This window comes from Blautia sp. AF19-10LB, from assembly GCF_003461245.1.
Classification (GTDB): domain Bacteria; phylum Bacillota; class Clostridia; order Lachnospirales; family Lachnospiraceae; genus Blautia_A; species Blautia_A intestinihominis.
On sequence record NZ_QTWS01000031.1, the window covers coordinates 26,369 to 44,039 of the forward strand.

The window sequence follows — 17,671 nt, forward strand, 5'->3', positions numbered from 1 at the left end:
ATAGTAGTTGTCAATAGAGAAAGGAGAATATCATGGCAACAATAGATTTAATCGTATTAGGAATGCTGAAAAAGGAAGCCCTAAGTGCTTACGACATCCAAAAATTGGTTGAATACCGCAACATATCAAAATGGGTAAAAATCAGCACTCCGTCAATCTATAAAAAAGTTATCCAGTTAGAGGAAAAGGGATACATTTCAAGCGACATAGTCAAAGAGGGAAAAATGCCAGAAAAGGCAATCTACTCCTTAACAGAAGCGGGTGAAAAACAGCTTGAAAATCTTATGTTTGAAATATCCGCAAAACCCATTCAAATCTTCTTGGATTTTAATGCAGTCATTGTCAACTTGGATGCCCTTTTGCCAGAAAATCAAATGAAATGCCTAACAGATATTGAAGCCAATATAAAAACACTAAAATCATATCTGGAAAAAAATTTGAAAGCGAAAGAAAATGTACCCGAAATCCCACAAACAGGATTAGCGGTCTTGCAACAACAATTCATTCTTGCACAATCCATTGAAACATGGATTGATGAATTAAAACTAAAATACGAATAATTACAATCCCCCATAAGATACTTTTCCAAATAGGCAGAGCCGATGAACTGTGAGTTTATCTCTCACAAGTTCATCGGCTCTGCGTCTGTGCGTCTGGCTCTTTGATGACGGTTACTTGCAAATTCTCGACTTCAATTAAAGTTTCCTGTCTACATTTCGGGCAGTAAAGAGGATAGTTTTTTAATTCTGTATCTTCTCGTATCCGATTACGGGTTTTATTTCCGCAAACAGGACATAAAACCCATTCTGTTTTTAATATCATACGCCCGTACTTCCTTTCGCAAAGTTATTCTTTTTCAAATCAATAAAATTGTTTGTCGAACAATAAAGTCAAATCATAGCTACACAAAAAATCAATCCACCTAACATATCGGTAAACAAATGCACACCGCAAATAAGCCGTCTAATAACCATAAAGGCAGTAAACAAGCCACACAAAGCATTTGTTGTATTACATAGTTTATGTTTTTTAATCAGCCGATGATATTGCATCATAGCAGTCATTGCGATAGATGACGGATAAGATGCTTCCAAAATACCACCTATTAGAATAGGACGGAGATTGATTACATTAAATTCGAAAAAGGTATAAGCACTCCAGCCTTACCTCATAATCTTAATAAATACACATACGCTTCTTCATTTTCAAAGATAAAACTCCTGCTAAATTCCCCACCATTTTTTTCAATCGTTTTTATTGAAGCAACATTGTCTTTTTCAACTGATAATTGCAACTGCTTCAAACCGTGCTCTTTTGCAACAAGACATATTTGTCTTAATATTTCAGTAGCATATCCTTTTCTTCTTTCTGACGGTCTTACACTATAGCCACAATTACCAAAATCCTTCAGAAAATCATTTAACCGATACCTCAAATCGACGATACCAACAATTTTATTATCTGACACTCTAACTGCAAAAAAGGTATCTGTCAAAACCCAATTTGGGTCAACCGTTTTCAAACTTGCATTGGCAATTACTTTCTCAAGCCATTCAGAATAAGAACTAATCTTATCGAACAATTCACTCCCATTGATTACTTGTTCCCCAAAATCAAAATGTTCCTGTCGGTATTTAAGTGCTTCTTTCTCCAGTTCCAATGTCGGCTTTACAAGCCGTATTTCTTCACATGTCATCTTTCATTCCTCCGTTTTTTTGTTTAACAAAAGTAACTTTATCTGTTCGATTATTCTTTCAGGTGTTTCATTAGGAATAGGCATAAGCTGGCTATACATCCGTACTCCTTGATATGTGAACAAGATTATATCGAAGACCCCCTTTATATCAACTTGCTTAAACTCGTTACGAGAAATACCATATTCGATTAGCTTCTTCCAAGAATGGTATGACAAATTGTACTGCTTTGATAAAACATTTTCCTCGTTCTCTCTACTACTAAAATATTCGTAAATTGCCATACTTAAAGAACCTTGAGTATCGTTCATTTCAGACTTATACCTGTTAAGTATCTCATTCAATATCTCAATGGCAGGCAAACCTTTATCTATGCTTTCCGAAAACAAATCATTCTGCACTTCTAAAAATTCTGATATTATTTCAGAAAATAATTGTTCCGTGCTATTATAATGGCGATATAATCCTCCTCGGCTAAGCTCTGTTACCTCGCAAATATCTTTCATCGTAACATTTTTAAAACCCTTATCAGCAAATAATACTTTTGCCTGTTGTTTTATAAACTGCTTTGTTTTATCTCCTTTAATTCCCATTATTTTCGCCTCCATTTTTGCGATGGTTGTGTCGCTTTTATTATACGACACTGATGTCGCTTTTGTCAATCCATCTTGCTTAAAGTTTATAAACAATTTGCTTTCGGATTTTTTATAACTATGTATAAGAGATATAATATCTCATTACAAGAGATTTCAAAGCGTTCAATAAGAACTCCCATTTCTGTAAAATATAATAGAAATATTATATTGCTACAAGGTGGTGAGTTTATGGACGCAAGAAACAATGATTTTGACTTCGATTTTACACCGATAGGACAGGCAATTAAGAAAGCAAGGACAACAATGGGTATGACCATAGATGAGCTTGCCCGTATTGTAGATTATGACCCAAGGCATCTGCAAGCAATCGAAAACGAAGGACAATACCCAAGTCTGGAGCTGTTCATTCAGCTTGTAACAATGTTCGGTGTATCGGTTGATGAATACATATTCCCAGATAATGATGTCAAAAGAAGTTCCGTCCGCAGACGCTTAGACGCAGAACTCGACAAACTAAACGATAAAGAGCTGTCCGTAGTTGAAGCAACCGTCGGAGGACTATGTAAGGCAAAAGAGCCAGAGGAATAAACCTCTGGTTTTTCTTTTGCCCATTCTTAATAGGCAGGAACACCGTAACCATAGATGGAGCTGCTTCCAACCGTATATTGATTTTGCCTGCAAGCGTCTCCAGAGTTACCCTCCACGGTGTAAACGACGCCGTTTTCGCATTTCTCCACAATGCCTACATGGTCGGTTTCTCCGTCGCCTTCCCAATCAAAGAAAATAATATCGCCTGCCTGCGGCTCGTAGTTTCTGTCTTGCCATTGTCCGTTACCCTTAAACCAATTTGAGCCGTCCACGCAGCCAGAAAATTTAGGGATAATCCCTCTCTCAATATATCCGCATTGGTCGGCACACCATGACACAAAGCAGGCACACCATTCCACACGCCCCTCAAAGCCATACCAACTCCAATAAGGCTGACCGCCCTCATTTCCGAGCTGTGTCAAAGCGACCTCCACAATCGCCTGGTTACCGCCGCTTGTGAACGCCCGCCCGTATGGATAATACCGCAGCACATGGGCGGGATACTGCGTGTCGCCATAGCTGTCCCAACCTAACCGTGCCGCCTGCATGGTGGAGAACTCTACCGCATTGGCATAGGAATAGCCGCCATAGTTGGTCTTAGCCCACGAGATATAGCCGTTGCCGAAATTGTAACCCTGCAAGGCAAGTTTGATATGCTCCATATCAATCGGGTTTTCTACCTCGGCAGAGATAAGGGCAGCCTTTAATTCCTGTACACCGCACTCAATCGAATATTCTGGGTCTTGTATCCCGTTCGGCTCGTGGGGATACCTTGTGTTAAAGCTGCCCTCCGCCGCCTGCATCGGGTCAAGTCCACGCCCACCACTTTCCTGCATCATTACCGCCTTGATAAGCTCCACATATTCGGGAATATCGTACTGTTTGGCATATTTCTGTATCAAAGGCTCATAGGCTTCCACCTCTGCACTGACAGGGGTATAGGCGTTGCTCCCTCTTCCGCCACCAAACATGGAAACAGCACAGCCGAGCAGGACGACAATGAGAATAATCACAACTGCAATCCAACCACCTGCAATTAAAGCGGAAATCAGAGCTTTTGTTCCTGCAATAATCGCCTTGACCGCAGCTATGGTGGCTCTGACCGTAGCTTTTGTTGCTTCAGCGGTTGCCTTTGCGGTGGCTTTTGCCGCCTGTGCTGCCTTTTGAGCAGTTTTCGCAGACGCCTTTGCCACTGCCTGTGCCGTTTTTACCGAGGTTTCCGTCGTTTTGATTGCCGCCTTAGAAGTTGCCTGTGCGGTTTTAATTCCCTTTTCGGTAGTCTTGACCGTTCCCTTAGCAGTTGATTTCACCGCTTTTTCTGCATTTCGGGCTGTGGTCTTAATCATTTTTCGCCCCTGCTGTCGGGTCTTTATCAACTGCGATTTTGCTGTCTGGGAAACATCGGGGGCAGAGGAACGGCTTGCAGCCCCGTGACGGATCTGCAAGCCGTGTTGTTCTGACATATTCTGTGTGGCTTTCTGTTCTGCGGCTTTGACAGCCCGACTTTGCTTGAAATCGGTTATTTTATCTTTTGCCTTACCGATATTCTCCTGCGTTGTCTTGACCGCCTTTTGCCCCTGCTTATTGAACTGGTGGATACCTTCGTCTTTTACACGGTCTGCCGCATAAGAAATCCTATCCGCAGCATATTCTGTGGCAGAGTTTTCATCAGCGTAATATCCCTGTTCCGCTTTTTCCTTTATCCCCACATAGGCAGATTTCATACGCTCACTGGCTATGGCGGCTTTATCTATGGTCTTTATCGTGCCTTTGACCGCATCTCTGGTTTTTATATCAGCCATAGAAAACCTCCTTTCCCAGAGGATTTGCGTTCAAATCAGCCGACCTTTTTTGCCACTACAACGAGCCTGCCGTTCTGTGCGGAGTATTCGCAGGTGGAAAGGGTAATGAGCCTGTCGCCGTATCCAGCGGTCACACCTGTATCATACAAAGCAAGCTCCTTGCACTTCCCGATATAGGAATTAAAATCTTCCTCATTCTCCGCATCAACAAAGTCGTAGTATCGGAAGCCCTCGGAGCTATACGCCACAGTCTTAAATACAGCGACGATTTCATACTCTGTCTGCTCTGTGAGGGTATCAAACTGAATAGTCTTGTGTTCCTCATAGAAGCTCTTGGACTTGTAATCCTCCAACGCTCCAAACATCTTGCCACCCTTGATGTGATGACCGTAGATAACCAGATTGTCACTTTCGGCAATATCACAATTCTCCTGCACATAAGGCGTACCTAAGTCGCTGTACTCTTTTTCAAAATTGTGCTTCAGATAAAAATTCGGATTGTTCCTGCTCTGCATCACAGGATAATTGATTGTCGTGCCGGCAATGGAAATCCAACCGACCATATCCTCATTCTGTAAATACAATTCCTGATACTTGGCAAGCACATCTTCCCCCTCGCTGACAGGGGCATCGTCTGGCACGGTTTCATCCGTGGGAGCCTGCTCTACCATCTCGGCAATCTCCTCAAAAGCTTCCGTCTGCTCGTCCACCTCTGCATAGTAATGATAAATGCGGAAGCCACAAAAAGCCGCCGTACCTAACAGGCACACGGCGACTACAACACAGATAATAGATTTATAATTCTTCATAGGCTTTTCCTTTCTTATCTTGAAATTTCCGTCTGTTTTCTGGGAGCAGGAAGCTCCCTGCAATATTCGGGGTATCTGACCTTGATACCCTCCATAAAGTAGGGAGCAAACTCACAGCAGAACAACTCCTCTGGCGTGAAATACCGTTCCCGCCCTTCCTCTGCATACCCGTTCCATAGGTTAAAAGCAAGATGGCAGACCTTGACTGTTCCGCTTGTCTGCCAGCCGCCGTGCATACCCTCTGGCTCGATGCAGTCCTCCTTGAAATTGAACATCTGGTTGATGTTCGCCCTCGTTTCCGAAGCGATACCCATCACATAGAAAAACGCCCTGTGATAACAGTCGTTCACTCTGCATTTCATCATATTTTCCAGAAAGAAATCACGGTGAGCCGTATCACGGAATTTAATATCAGCCATAAAAGACCTCCTTTCTTAGACCTCACCGAACTTAGTCGTCATCAACTTGTAAAGCTCGGTATTTCGTGGGAACTTGTTTACAAACGGTACAAGGGAGCTGCCTACTTTGAGTAATCCCTGTCCTGCACCGACATTCGTGATATAACTCATCTGAAGGTCGGAGATATTAAGGAGCTTGGCAAGCTCAAGTCTGTCCGTAGATGCTTGGTTAAGCATAATGATAAATTCGCTGTTAGCAAGCATAGTCCTTGCCGTATGGCTCTGCAAAAGATCGTCCACATTCTGCGTAATACCCGTACAGTACGCACCGTATTTACGCACACGCTTCCAGAGGGTAAAGAGAAAGTTTGCAGAGTATTCGTGCTGAAAGAGCAGATAGATTTCATCAATGAAAATAAAGGTATTTCTGCCTTTGGCTCTGTTCTGCGTGATACGGTTTAAGATACTGTCAAGCACCACAAGCATACCGATAGGCTGTAACTGCTTACCCAAATCCAGAATGTCATAGCAGATAAGGCGGCTGTGAGTATCAACATTCGTGTGCTTTGCAAAGGTGTTGAGCGAACCGTCCGTAAACAGCTCAATCGCAAGAGCGATTTCCTGTGCTTCTGGCTCATTCTGTTTTAACAGCTCCTCACGGAAGTCCTGCAAGGTGGGCGGCGTTCCCATATAGTTGCCCTGCTGATAGTAGCGGTACACGCTTGCCGTACATCGGTCAATAATGGATTTCTGCTTTGCTCCCAAGTTCGTGCCGCCGATGAGCTGTTCGCAAAGGGATAAAATAAACTCCGATTTCAGAATGACAGGGTTTGCACCGTCACCGTAATCGGAGTTCATATCCATAGCATTGATGTGATTTTCACTTGTCGCAGAGATATGAATGACTTCTCCCTGCATTGCTTTCACAAGCGGGGAATACTCACGCTCTGGGTCAATGATGATTATATCGGCATTAGGGTCGGTCAGAATGATATTCGTCATTTCTTCCTTTGCGGTAAAAGATTTTCCTGCACCTGACACACCGAGAATAAAGGAATTGCCGTTAAGGAGCTGCCTGCGGTTGGCAATAATCATATTTTTGCTGATGACATTCTGACCGTAATACACACCGTTTTCGTGGTAAATTTCCTGCACACGGAACGGTATAAACACTGCAAGGCTCTCTGTTGTGAGGGTACGCAGGGCATCTATCTTCCGTACACCAAATGGCAGAGCTGTATTTAATCCGTCCATCTGTTGATATTTCAGCACCGCAAACTGGCACAAGTGCTTTCTTGCGGTAGTCAAGAGAGCTTCTGTATCATTGTCGAGCTGCTCTTTAGTGTCAGCCGTATGCACCATCGTCAGCACGGCAAACATCATTCTCTGGTCACGGGTTGTCAAATCGTCCAGAAATTCCTTACTTTCCTTTCGCTGCTGTTCCAAATCATAGGGGATAACGGCTGAAAAATTGTTGTTCTGGTTCTGCTTCCTCTGCCAATTCGTAATGTTAGTTTCCACACCAAGCAGACGGTTTTCCACCTCCTGCACGGCTTCATCTGTGGGAACGGGGATAATGTCAACGGACAGCATCATATTCCTGTTCAACTCACAAAGCTCCGCCACCATACTGTCCTTGATATATGCCGCATACTCTCTGAGAAAAATCACACGCCCATATCTGTCACCCATTCTGAAGCAGTCGCTCTCAAATTCAAAGGTATCAGGGCAGATAAAATCCTTGAAATTGTGACCTTTCCGCATCGTCTGGGTAATATCGAAGTGGAACGCTGTTTCTTCTCCTGTACGGTAGAAGTCGTGGAAGATACGCAGCTTGTCGCCTGCGTCCAGTTCCACACACTTCGACCCCAGACGGTTAAAGTGGGCGATAAGGTCAGCACCCACACGGGCAAAGTAGTTTCGGGCTTCCTCGATATTCTTCTTGCAGACAGATACGGTTACATACTTATCCTGTACGATGGAATTAGCCCCTGTCGCCTTATCCAAAAGCATTTTGTTGTATTCCTTGCGGTACTTATCCAGACCGTCATCAGCCATTGGGATTAAAATGGTCTGTTCAAAATCAGCTTTGTTCAAGCGACGGTTGTTGATAGTGATTTTCGTGGTCGCACCGCTGTCAAGGGAATTAAGAAGCTCCGAGTATTCAAGGAACATTGCTTCCTTATCCTCACGGCTTGCCACGGCATAGTTTATATCCTCAAACTTAAAGGTCTTTGCGTACTTGTTCCTGCCTACAAGAAATATGCCGTCCTCCCAGATTGTCTTAATCGGGATAACATTTTGTACCGACTTCGGCACAACAAACTTTTCCCTGTCCTGCTTGAACAGATTTTTAAGAGTTCTCAGCATTGTTTACCTCCTTGCTGCATTTCGCTTTTTTCTTTTTCGATTTCTTTGGTTTTGGTGTCCTGCCTTTCTGCTTTTTCCGTACTGTCGTCAACCCTTTTTCATAGGCTTCAATGGTTGGCTTCACCGTTTCGTAATAGAGATTATCTGGCAGGAACATCAGCTTTTTCGGCATCAGAAATTCTGATTTAATCCACGCCCAGACAAACTGCTCTGCGGTCATACCGTTGTATTTGATAAAGCCCATAGCCGCAAAGGGGAATGCACCTAAGATACAAACCCAACTGAGTGTTTCCGTTCCAAACCGTGGACGGAGAAGAAAATACAAACCCATCGCCACGCCGCAGGCAAGGACAGAAAAAATGAACTGTCTGAGTGACAGTCCAAAAAACATACTCTCCGTATAATTACGGATTTCCTTATTTATCTTTACTTCCAATCATAGCACCTCCCTTACAAGCCCATCATTTCTCTTACAACACGGTCTGCCATTTTGACCGCACCGACAAGGACGAGCATATTGAACACAAGTTCCCCGATATAGCTCCATACCATTGTAACCGCCGCCGCATCGGGATTGACCACAGGCGGAGAAGAAGCAAATAGGGAAAAGATAATGCAGGCAAGCACGATAACCGCACCTTCAAGGCATACAGCGGCATAGCTCTTAATGAAGCTCTTGCCGACGCTTTGGCTCGGCTCTCCCGCAAAAGCGGAAAGGGGTACGGGTGCTATGGCAGTATAGATATACAGCTTGAAAAACCTGCCATATACCGACATAATCATTATGAATGACAGCACCGTAATAAACAGTCCGCCTATCAGCGTGACCGCCCATAGCGGGATACTCTCAAAAAATCCGCAATCTTCAACGGCTGTCACGATTTCCTGCGGCAACACCGTCTGCTGTGCCGAGCCAAATCCTGCGGCATTCATAATCGTGGAAATCATACCCTGCACAATCTTAAACAGTGCCATCATCAGTTCTAATCCGTAGGTCACTGCACCTTTGGCAATGGCAAAGCGGATAAACAGCTTCAAAGCCTGCTCTGGTCGCTTGACTTCTGCAAAATTTCCGCAGGTACGCATCACACCCACAACAAAGAACAGCACGAGCAGGGCAAGTCCAATAGCCTGCACCGCACCGTGAATATCCACGATGACATTCCATATCGTGCCGCCCTTAAAGTTCTCTGGGGATTGGGTAATGAGTTGCCATATCTCGGCTAATTTCTCATTCCAAGTGTTTAGGGCGTTCTCAAGATTTTGTACGACCCAATTATCTGACACTGATTACAGCCTCCCTTCAACGAATAGTTTATTTTTGGCATTTTCAAACCTCCTTTCTACTCTCATACTTTGCAGGTAGAAAGCATGAGAAAAATGTTGTATAATATAAAAGCCAACTGCTCCAACAGTTGGAAGCAATTGACTATGTAAGGGGATATGTTATGGACAAGTTAATTCCTGCTTTCATCATAATAGGAATAATTATATTAGGTTTCATAATGAAGCGTATTGAATTAAGCGATATAATCAAACGGGTTGAATTTACAAATAGCTATCGTCATAAATTCATTGAACTAATAAACGGAATTATGTCGAGAAACTGTTTTAATCAACAGTTATACTACGAACTGACATCAGATGTAAAATCAATGCAATATGAACTTGGCTCTGATGGAATATTTGCTTATGTTACTGATAACCTACGAGGATTTAGTACAAGCAATTACCAATTGCTGGTGAACTTCTTGCCAGAATTACGGAATGCTATCAACGAACGTGATAATGGCATAATTATGAACAGAATAAATCAGTCGGCACAGGACTGTGATGATATGTTCATACGCCATTTAGGAACTCTTAAAGAAGCTGAAAAATCCATAAGGAAGAATCTTTTTAATCCGTTTTCCTGTTTTTCTGACGGTATCAAGTTTATTGTTTCGTTACCTATTTTATTGCTCCATTGGTTTGGGTTTATTTCAGACGAAACCACTCGCAGGGCAAAACATAATTGGATTATAAAACTTCTAAATATAATTGTTACCCTTGTAGGATTTATAGGCGGTCTAATGTCAATCGTTATGGGATGGAATGAATTTTGGCAAATAATTCGCAACATATTTTAAATATCCTTATGTATTGCAGCTTACCCCAAAAGGTAAGCTGCTCTTTTTTAGCCTGTGATAAGAGTCAAGATTTCTTTTGCGAAGGTAATGACAACGCCGCCTGCAAGGGTCAAAAAGCCGTTGGCTCTCTGGGATGGGTCGTGGGATTTGAGGGAAAGACCAATCTGCACGATACCAAAGCCGAGCATAATCATACCGACAGCCCTCACCAGACCGAAAATGAAATCGGACAGATTGTTGACTACCTGAATGGGGTCATTGGCAGCAAAGGCGGTTACGGAAGTACCAAGCACAAATGTCATTGCCATAACAGCCATACAGTAATAGCGGAAGCCTTTCTTAACCTTTCCAGTCATCGGCAGCTTCGTGGTTTTCTTGTTCTCGTTCTTCTTAAAAAGTTTCATAGGGTAAATCCTCCTTATAAATTGAATATTTCTTCCAAGTCCTCATCGGACAGAAGCTCATAGGAAGTGCTGACAGCTTTCACGCTCACGGCGTTATCTGGAATATCACTGTCAAACACAAGGGTTGCGACAGCCTGCGTAGGCTCTCCGTGGATATACGGTGGTTGCCCTCCGTCAGCCGTCAGCTTCACATTCGGGTGCTTCAAGATGTCATACTTGAAGTCCATAACGGGGCGTTCTCCACGCACAAAAAGAAGTGCGTAACGGTTATCAAGCATACGCACTTCGTCTGGGGTCATCAGCTCACGCCCCGAAATCTGATAATTTGTTGAATAGTTACCACTCCGCCCAGAGCTTTTCCCGTAGGTGTTGGTATCAATGGTTTCCTTGCCCAAAAGCTCTGACACATATTTATGGGTGCTTTGCTCGTTGCCGCCCAGATACAGAAACTCATCGCAGTTGCCGACAATGCTTTCCCATTGCTTTTCAAAAAGGGCTTTGAGCTGTGCCAGATTTTGCAGAATAATGGATACCGATACCCCTCTGGAACGCATAACAGACAGGATTTTATCAAAGTCATCAGGCAATGAAACATTCGCAAATTCGTCCATTATGAAATGGCAATGCACAGGCAGGCTTCCGCCGTACTTGTGGTCTGCCAGATAAAAAAGCTGTTGAAAGAGCTGGGTATAAAGGATACTGACAAGGAAGTTAAAGCTCGTGTCGTTGTCGGGTATCAGAGCGAACAGAGCGACCTTCTTTTCTCCCAGACTTGGCAGGTCAAGCTCATCGGTGGCGGTCAGTCCTGCAAGGCTCTCCAGATTGAATTTTTCAAGCCTTGCGGCAAGGGTTATCTGGATACTCTTTAAGGTCTTTGCACTACCAGAGTGGTAATCCCTGTAATACTTAAGGGCGATATGCTCTGGGTTTACCATTTCCAGACGGTCAAACAGCTCATCCAGAGGGCTTACATAGCTGTCATCGTCCTCTCGGACTTCGCCTGCACGGAGCAGCTCCATAACCATCGGGAAATTCTGCTCGTCTGGCGGTGCTTCATATTTCAGATAAAAAACCAGAGCCAGAAGCAGCATACTCGCCGCCGTATCCCAGAACGGGTCTTGCGACTGTGAGCCTTTCGGCGTGGTCGCCTTAAACAAGTTTGTTACCAACCTCTGAACATCGTTATCGTTCCGCAGATAGACAAAGGGATTGTAACAATGGCTGCAGTGCATATTGATAAGGTCAAGCACACGCACCTCATAGCCTTTATTTTCCAACAGACCCCCGATGTCACGGACGATTTCGCCCTTTGGGTCGAGTATTACAAAAGATGTGTTGCACTGCATAGCATTTGGCTTGCAGAAAAACCTTTTTTTACCCGCACCAGAGCCGCCGCAGACTAAAATATTCAGATTCCTGCGGTGCTTTTTCCCGTCCAACCCAATACGGACATTCTGGGTCAAGAGCTTATTAGCTGACGGGTCTTTATCTCGGTACTTCTTATTCAAAGCACCTGCGTTGCCCCATTTCGCAGAGCCGTGTTCCTCACGCCTGCGGTAGTTCCTGCGTGTAGAGAAATAAACGCCGATGCCCATAGCGTAGGCAAGCCAAAAAATAAGGACAGTCTTTATGCTGTCCTCACACATCGTTATTTCAAGCGGATTGCCCATCGCCACGGGCATACCTCGGATAATCTCTACAAGACCGCCGCTGACATAGGGTGCTGTCAGCAGGGCAAGCCATACAACAGGAAGTATGCCGCAAACAGTAAGGATTAGGCTCGTTTTCTGGTCATCGTTCCTCATTACACCTGCAATGCACGACCTTAACCTTTTTTGTCGGAGCGTGTGCCACCTTACTTATCAGCTCGTCAACAGGCTCGGTGGGGCGTTCCTCCTGTAACTGCCTTGTACGCAGGGTGTTTAAGGCGTTGATGACGATATTCTTATCGTACTTATCAAGTGCGATATGGTATCGTTCCTCTCTCATAGTCTGCACCTCCGATTAGCGTTCCTGCTCTTTGTTCTTTGCAGGCTTGTTCTTCTCCATACTCTTATACATATCGCTCTGGATTTCGCCCAGAACATCACGCATCGTGCCAAGCTCTCCCTTGAACGCCTGCGTATCCATTTCCGCATACTCTCTGGGAAGTCTGGAAAAGTCAAAACCTCTGGTATCCACGCCGTAACGGGAGTTTACCATATAGGCAACGCAGAAAGATTTGAAGTCGGAAGCATCACGGCTCTCGTTGTACTTAAAATCATAGACCGCCGCCGACACTTCTTTTGCCATACTCACGAACAGCACTTCCTCGGAAAGCCCCTTCTTGACAAAAATGGTCTGCTGAGAGCCGTCATAATAGGCAGGCAGTTCAAGCTCATCGACAGGAACACAGGGTACAGGGCTTGCATCAATCAGAGCTGACACAAGCTCACGCATGGATTTCGGCTCCTGTTCCTGCCGCCTGTCCTTTGCCGAGGTTTCAGAAATGTCATAAACCACTTTGGCATTGTAGGAGACGCCCTTTGTTCCGTTCTCACGGGTGTATTCCTTGCTCGGCTCAAGGATAATGATTTTCTGTGCGTCCTTGTTCACATAGACACGGTTCGCTTTCCATTTGCTGTACTCTTTAAGCTGCGTTGCTTCGGGCATCTGTGCTGACACCAGAATAGCGTTAGCCACGGAGTAACGGTCAAAGCGACCCTGCACATCAAGATACTGACGGAAGCTGTCGCCGCTTGCCATCATTTCAGAGCAGGTATTGTCAATCAGCTCATAGGCTTCTTTCCGCTGTGCCTGCTTTGCGGCAGCCCATTCCTCTTTATCAAAAGGTCTGTTGCCGCCGCTGAATACATCGTAAATACTCATAGCTGTTTACCTCGTTTCTTTGGATTTTGGTTTCTTTTTCTTTCTCTGGGGCTGTTTATGCTCCGTTTTCCCGTTAACACTTTTCGCCCTGTCGGAAGCTCCGCTTTTGTCCAGGACGGAAGTGTTAATCTCTGCTTTCTGCTCCTTGCGGCTCTCCTTGATTTTCCGCAGTTCCTCTCTGACAGAAGGTTTCTCCTTAGTCATAGTAGCCCCCTCTGCGGATTTCTTTGGCTGCTCTGAGGTAGGCTCGGACTGAGGGGATTTTTCTGTCTTTGCCACCGAGGGGTTTGGTGCGTTTTCCTCCTTCTGGACAGGCTTGCCCATAAGCTCGTCAAGCAGCTTATCTTTCTCCGCCTTTTCCTGCACACCAATATCTGGCTCTGGCTGACCGTCCTTTGCATCTTTGGATTTCTCGGCTTCCGTCACAATAGAAGCGGTATCCACCGAAGCAAGATTAAAGCGTTCCACAATACGGCTGATTTTCGATGCGTCCTCGGCACGAGCGATGACATCGACCTCTGCATTTGGGTCTTTGTTTTTTCTGTCCGTGAGGACGCAGTAAAGCACACCGTATTTTTTTGCTTCCTGCGTGAACTTCTTTAAGTCGCCGCTTTTGACGGTAAAGACTTTCAGCTCCTTGCCAGAACGGAGCATACTTGTCAGCCTTGCTTTTCCTTTGGTTTTCTTTTCTTCTTTGAGAATGGAATACAACAGGATAGCGATGTTCTTCGCACCTGCACCTGTGATTTTGGCAGCGACCTCAAAGCCCTCCAAGCTCATTCGGACGATTTGTTCTGCCGCTTCGCCGCCTGTGTTCATTCTTCATCAGCTCCTTTCTTCGCTGTTCGTTTTCGTCTGCCCGTATCGTCTGCAATTTTTCCTTGAGGGTATCACTACGGGCGGAAATGCCCTCGCACAGTCTGACCTCCTTTCGGATAACTTTCAGCCGCCCCGAAATATCGGAAATCTCTGCCTTGACCGCTTCCTTTTCTTCGCCGCTTATCCTGCGGGATTTGGAGTAAAGCTCCTTTCGCTTCTGAAGCAGGGCAGACATCTCCGTTTCCAGAGAGCCTTTATATGAACAAAGCTGCTCCGCCGTATCAATGTGATTGCGGCAAAGCAGCCTTGTTTCCTGTGTGATAGCTTCCATCTTCATAAGGTCGTCCTTTAAGAGATAATGAAGCCGTGCATAATTTTGTTTTCTGCCTTTTGGCAGGATACCGAGCTTGTAGCAGTAATGGAGATACAGTCCACGCAAGCCACCGATTTTCTTAGCGTTCTTCAAAGAGCCTTTGACCCGATAGACCTTAATCTGTGGCTGTGGCTCCGAGAAGCTCTGGAATTTGACCGCATAGGAATTTTCTCTGATACGCTCCATAATCCTGTCATTGGTGTATTCCTCTCCGAGCTTATAAAGCCGCTTGGGTCTTTGCCAGCCCTTGCCGATAATCGTCCAATACTTGCGGTTGGGGTCAAAGTTTATGCGGTAGCCCATTTCTGCCAACTGGCGGTCAAAGTCTTTCAGCGTAAATGATTTGCTGATAGCTTCATCCACCGCTTGTCTGGCAACATTATCCCTCGTGGGTCGCCCCTGCTTTTCGGCTTGGTAAAGGGCGTAGGGCTTTTTCTTGCCGCTTGGGTATTCGATGACGGACAGGGCATACTCACGGCAAAGCTCATCGGAACGCTGACGGAGCAGCCGCAGATTTGCTTTGTTGTCGTGATAGTGCATACCATCGGCAAAAGAAACAGAGTTCACAACAAAGTGATTATGCAGGCAGTCGGTATTTAGGTGAGTGGCAACGATGACTTGAAATCTGTCGCCCCACATTCGCTCGGCAAGTTTAACGCCGACTTCGTGAGCCTGCTCTGGCGTAACCTCACCGTGCTTGAAGCTCTGAAAGCCGTGATAGCAGACAATCCCGCTCATATCGTTCCATTGTGCTTTGGCAATCATCATTTCATCTCTGGCAGTGTTCGGGTCACAATTTACACCTGTGACAAAGAAACGCTGCTCGGTCTTATTCTTATTAGTAGCGTACTCCATTACATCGACCATCGCCTGCAGGTCGGCTTCGGTGTATTTAGGGTTGACGGTCTTTTCGGGATTTTCGGCATAGTCAATTGGATGGTCGAGCCTGCCACGCACATCCCATATCTCGCAGACCGCCATTACGATGACCTGCGTGGAAGCAGATACCTTTTGCGAATGTCAATCTGAAATTCGTGCCACTTCCTTGCTTCCTCACGGAGCATCGGGGTATCCACAAAGCCGAGGGCGTTTGCCTTAACCGCAAGCTGATTGATACGGTTTCCAATGGCGGACAGCTCACGCATCATTTTATAGAACTCTGAGTCGGGCTTTTCGCAGAGCTGATAGCCCCTTACCATTTCTCTTAAAAAAGCTTCTTTTGAGCGACCCGATTTCCGCACAAGCTCATTAAGGTGTTCGGCTTCCTCCTCAGTCAGACGGAAAAGTATCTGCACATTTCTTTTTCGCATTGTCCACTTCCTTTCTCTCGGAAAGTCTGTTTATCTGCAAGCAGCACATACACACAACGCCGAACAGACCGCCGAGCATTGTGCCTATAATGAAAAATAAGAACTCACTCATTCTTGAACTCCTTTCTGTTCTCACGGGGTATTAGGGGCTGACCCCTAACAAGCGAATTTGGCTAACCAAATTCAGTGCTTGGTAAGACATCTCATTCTTCGCAGTCGTCCTCATACATACACTCACCGCACACTGGGCAGAAGTACGGACAGTCCGAACAATCCTCATTTTCCTGTGGTGTGTTCTCACCCGCACCATCAAGACCGTCCCCGCTCTGCTCGGTAATATCGGCTTCGCCGCAGGCAAAATCATCATCAGTAAAGTTGATAAGGTCGGTATCGAACAGGATAATTTTTGTCTTTTCCTTTGCCTGTTCGGGGCTTTCCGCACAGACGGAAACGGTCTTTTGGTAATGGGCAGTAAGGGTTACATCATACTTTTTCAATGATTCATTCCTCGCTTTCTGCATTAAATTTTGATTTGGTTTCAGTGTCGTTCTGGGCAAAAACTGCTACACAATCAACGGACATCACTCCTTTCACGAGCAGGCTTTGGTCTTGCAATTCCCAGATAGGACAATAAAAAATCGTTGAAGTCCTTGCCGACAGGCGGTGGATCATCAACGATTTTGTAGTCTTTCTGCAACAGTTCCTTCAAAGTAGCGGTACAAAGCCTGCCTACCTTGTCATTATCCAGATGCAGAACAATGGTCTTAATTTGTGGATTGGCACTCAAAAAAGTTGTGAGGGCTATGGGAATTTTGCTGTCCTTCATCTCTTTCTTTGGCTGATACACACCCGAAAGAGAAAGCAGACTTTCCGATTTGTAGTCCTTGCCCTCGCATTTCAGATAAGTGGCATAGGACAGCAAATCAATGGCGGCTTCAAATAAATGCACGGTATCCGCAGGCTCTCTTGCCAGAAGTCGGAACGAATACCGCTTGTCGCTGCCCGATGCGTCCTGCTTGAAAGTGCTGCCGAGAGTGCTTCGCAGGGCGGCATATTTCGGTGTTCCGCCTTCGTCTTTGCCGATAAAAACAGCATTGTGATAATCGGCACTCTCATAAAGCGTGCCGTCTGAGATACACTCCTGTATGAGCTGATAGTCAATACCACGCCCGAAAAGATACTGTATCACTCTGTTACAATCCTTATTTTTGGACGGCAGGAGCAGGACTTTCGGTTTATCTTTCTTGGGAGCAGGGGGTGGCTTCCAGTCCGCCATCGTCTGTCCCGTGAGAATTTCCACGGCTTCTACAAAGTCATATTCCTTGACCTTGATGAGATAATCGAGGGCAGAATAGCCGCCGAAACCTCTCGACCACCAATACCATTTGCCGTTGGAAATCTTTAAGCTGTCGTGTTCTTTCGTGCAGTAGACATTGCCCGCCACACGCTTTATATAGTGGTTCAGTTGTCAAGACAAAAAACTAAGCTTTTTATAATGAACTGATATATGT

General features: G+C 45.1%; 22 protein-coding genes. 3 read left to right on the top strand and 19 right to left on the bottom strand.

The window, feature by feature from the left end; all coding sequences use genetic code 11:
• The first annotated feature begins 32 nt into the window (after nt 1-32).
• Entirely contained in the window at nt 33-560 is a 528-nt protein-coding gene (locus DWX28_RS14975; RefSeq protein ID WP_118253509.1) for a PadR family transcriptional regulator, read from the top strand.
• A gap of 70 nt (nt 561-630) precedes the next feature.
• Here DWX28_RS14975 and DWX28_RS14980 read toward each other — a convergent pair whose 3' ends face one another.
• The 3 genes from DWX28_RS14980 to DWX28_RS14990 all read right to left on the bottom strand — a co-directional run bounded on the left by DWX28_RS14980 (nt 631) and on the right by DWX28_RS14990 (nt 2,287).
• On the bottom strand, nt 631-822 hold the full coding sequence (locus DWX28_RS14980; RefSeq protein WP_268841008.1) for a cysteine-rich KTR domain-containing protein: 192 nt from the start codon (nt 820-822) through the stop codon (nt 631-633).
• A gap of 346 nt (nt 823-1,168) precedes the next feature.
• The gene (locus DWX28_RS14985) at nt 1,169-1,696 is read right to left on the bottom strand and encodes a GNAT family N-acetyltransferase (protein ID WP_117658824.1); all 528 of its coding nucleotides are present in this window, start codon (nt 1,694-1,696) and stop codon (nt 1,169-1,171) included.
• Between the two features lie 3 nt (nt 1,697-1,699).
• Nucleotides 1,700-2,287, bottom strand: a complete 588-nt coding sequence (locus DWX28_RS14990; RefSeq protein ID WP_118253512.1) for a TetR/AcrR family transcriptional regulator — start codon at nt 2,285-2,287, stop codon at nt 1,700-1,702.
• A gap of 231 nt (nt 2,288-2,518) precedes the next feature.
• On the opposite strand from DWX28_RS14990, the gene DWX28_RS14995 reads away from it, so the two are divergent.
• On the top strand, nt 2,519-2,878 hold the full coding sequence (locus tag DWX28_RS14995) for a helix-turn-helix transcriptional regulator (protein WP_118253518.1): 360 nt from the start codon (nt 2,519-2,521) through the stop codon (nt 2,876-2,878).
• A gap of 26 nt (nt 2,879-2,904) precedes the next feature.
• On the opposite strand, the gene DWX28_RS15000 is transcribed toward DWX28_RS14995, so the two are convergent.
• Genes DWX28_RS15000 through DWX28_RS15025 form a run of 6 tightly spaced genes read right to left on the bottom strand, consistent with a single transcriptional unit; the run spans nt 2,905 to nt 9,544 of the window.
• Entirely contained in the window at nt 2,905-4,680 is a 1,776-nt protein-coding gene (locus DWX28_RS15000; protein WP_118253522.1) for a lysozyme family protein, read from the bottom strand.
• Between the two features lie 35 nt (nt 4,681-4,715).
• The gene (gene srtB / locus DWX28_RS15005; protein ID WP_118253526.1) at nt 4,716-5,489 is read right to left on the bottom strand and encodes a class B sortase; all 774 of its coding nucleotides are present in this window, start codon (nt 5,487-5,489) and stop codon (nt 4,716-4,718) included.
• A gap of 14 nt (nt 5,490-5,503) precedes the next feature.
• Entirely contained in the window at nt 5,504-5,908 is a 405-nt protein-coding gene (locus DWX28_RS15010; RefSeq protein WP_015560136.1) for a DUF6075 family protein, read from the bottom strand.
• A gap of 15 nt (nt 5,909-5,923) precedes the next feature.
• Nucleotides 5,924-8,257 carry a VirB4-like conjugal transfer ATPase, CD1110 family gene (locus DWX28_RS15015; RefSeq protein WP_118253529.1) on the bottom strand — a complete coding sequence of 778 codons (2,334 nt, stop codon included), beginning with the start codon at nt 8,255-8,257 and terminating at the stop codon, nt 5,924-5,926.
• Nucleotides 8,241-8,693 (bottom strand): PrgI family protein, encoded by a 453-nt coding sequence (locus tag DWX28_RS15020; RefSeq protein ID WP_118253533.1) that lies wholly within the window; start codon nt 8,691-8,693, stop codon nt 8,241-8,243. Before DWX28_RS15020 ends, DWX28_RS15015 begins: the two co-directional genes overlap by 17 nt.
• Nucleotides 8,694-8,707: 14 nt before the next feature.
• Entirely contained in the window at nt 8,708-9,544 is an 837-nt protein-coding gene (locus tag DWX28_RS15025; RefSeq protein ID WP_008703427.1) for a hypothetical protein, read from the bottom strand.
• A 161-nt stretch (nt 9,545-9,705) separates the two neighbouring features.
• Here DWX28_RS15025 and DWX28_RS15030 point away from each other — a divergent pair, with 161 nt between their 5' ends.
• Nucleotides 9,706-10,386 (top strand): hypothetical protein, encoded by a 681-nt coding sequence (locus DWX28_RS15030; protein WP_118253537.1) that lies wholly within the window; start codon nt 9,706-9,708, stop codon nt 10,384-10,386.
• Between the two features lie 47 nt (nt 10,387-10,433).
• Here DWX28_RS15030 and DWX28_RS15035 read toward each other — a convergent pair whose 3' ends face one another.
• The 10 genes from DWX28_RS15035 to DWX28_RS15080 all read right to left on the bottom strand — a co-directional run bounded on the left by DWX28_RS15035 (nt 10,434) and on the right by DWX28_RS15080 (nt 17,604).
• Nucleotides 10,434-10,790: a hypothetical protein gene (locus DWX28_RS15035; protein WP_015560134.1), complete on the bottom strand. Its 357-nt coding sequence runs from the start codon at nt 10,788-10,790 to the stop codon at nt 10,434-10,436.
• Nucleotides 10,791-10,804: 14 nt separating this feature from the next.
• Entirely contained in the window at nt 10,805-12,595 is a 1,791-nt protein-coding gene (locus DWX28_RS15040) for a VirD4-like conjugal transfer protein, CD1115 family (protein ID WP_118253541.1), read from the bottom strand.
• Nucleotides 12,582-12,779, bottom strand: coding sequence for a hypothetical protein (locus tag DWX28_RS15045; RefSeq protein WP_006857246.1), 198 nt, complete (start codon nt 12,777-12,779; stop codon nt 12,582-12,584). Before DWX28_RS15045 ends, DWX28_RS15040 begins: the two co-directional genes overlap by 14 nt.
• 15 nt (nt 12,780-12,794) lie before the next feature.
• Nucleotides 12,795-13,658, bottom strand: coding sequence for a hypothetical protein (locus DWX28_RS15050; protein WP_117628764.1), 864 nt, complete (start codon nt 13,656-13,658; stop codon nt 12,795-12,797).
• A 6-nt stretch (nt 13,659-13,664) separates the two neighbouring features.
• Complete coding sequence (locus DWX28_RS15055) at nt 13,665-14,477, bottom strand: PcfB family protein (protein WP_117628763.1); 813 nt, start codon at nt 14,475-14,477, stop codon at nt 13,665-13,667.
• Nucleotides 14,419-15,717 (bottom strand): relaxase/mobilization nuclease domain-containing protein, encoded by a 1,299-nt coding sequence (locus DWX28_RS15060; protein ID WP_330417680.1) that lies wholly within the window; start codon nt 15,715-15,717, stop codon nt 14,419-14,421. The genes DWX28_RS15055 and DWX28_RS15060 overlap by 59 nt, the downstream gene beginning before the upstream one ends.
• Nucleotides 15,718-15,830: 113 nt before the next feature.
• A complete protein-coding gene (locus DWX28_RS15065; protein WP_117628761.1) occupies nt 15,831-16,160 on the bottom strand; it encodes a plasmid mobilization protein in 330 nt (109 codons plus the stop codon).
• The gene (locus tag DWX28_RS15070; RefSeq protein ID WP_117628766.1) at nt 16,120-16,272 is read right to left on the bottom strand and encodes a DUF3789 domain-containing protein; all 153 of its coding nucleotides are present in this window, start codon (nt 16,270-16,272) and stop codon (nt 16,120-16,122) included. The genes DWX28_RS15065 and DWX28_RS15070 overlap by 41 nt, the downstream gene beginning before the upstream one ends.
• Before the next feature lie 91 nt (nt 16,273-16,363).
• The gene (locus tag DWX28_RS15075; protein ID WP_118253549.1) at nt 16,364-16,657 is read right to left on the bottom strand and encodes a hypothetical protein; all 294 of its coding nucleotides are present in this window, start codon (nt 16,655-16,657) and stop codon (nt 16,364-16,366) included.
• A 74-nt stretch (nt 16,658-16,731) separates the two neighbouring features.
• The gene (locus tag DWX28_RS15080; protein WP_330417681.1) at nt 16,732-17,604 is read right to left on the bottom strand and encodes a DUF3991 and TOPRIM domain-containing protein; all 873 of its coding nucleotides are present in this window, start codon (nt 17,602-17,604) and stop codon (nt 16,732-16,734) included.
• Nucleotides 17,605-17,671: the final 67 nt, after the last annotated feature.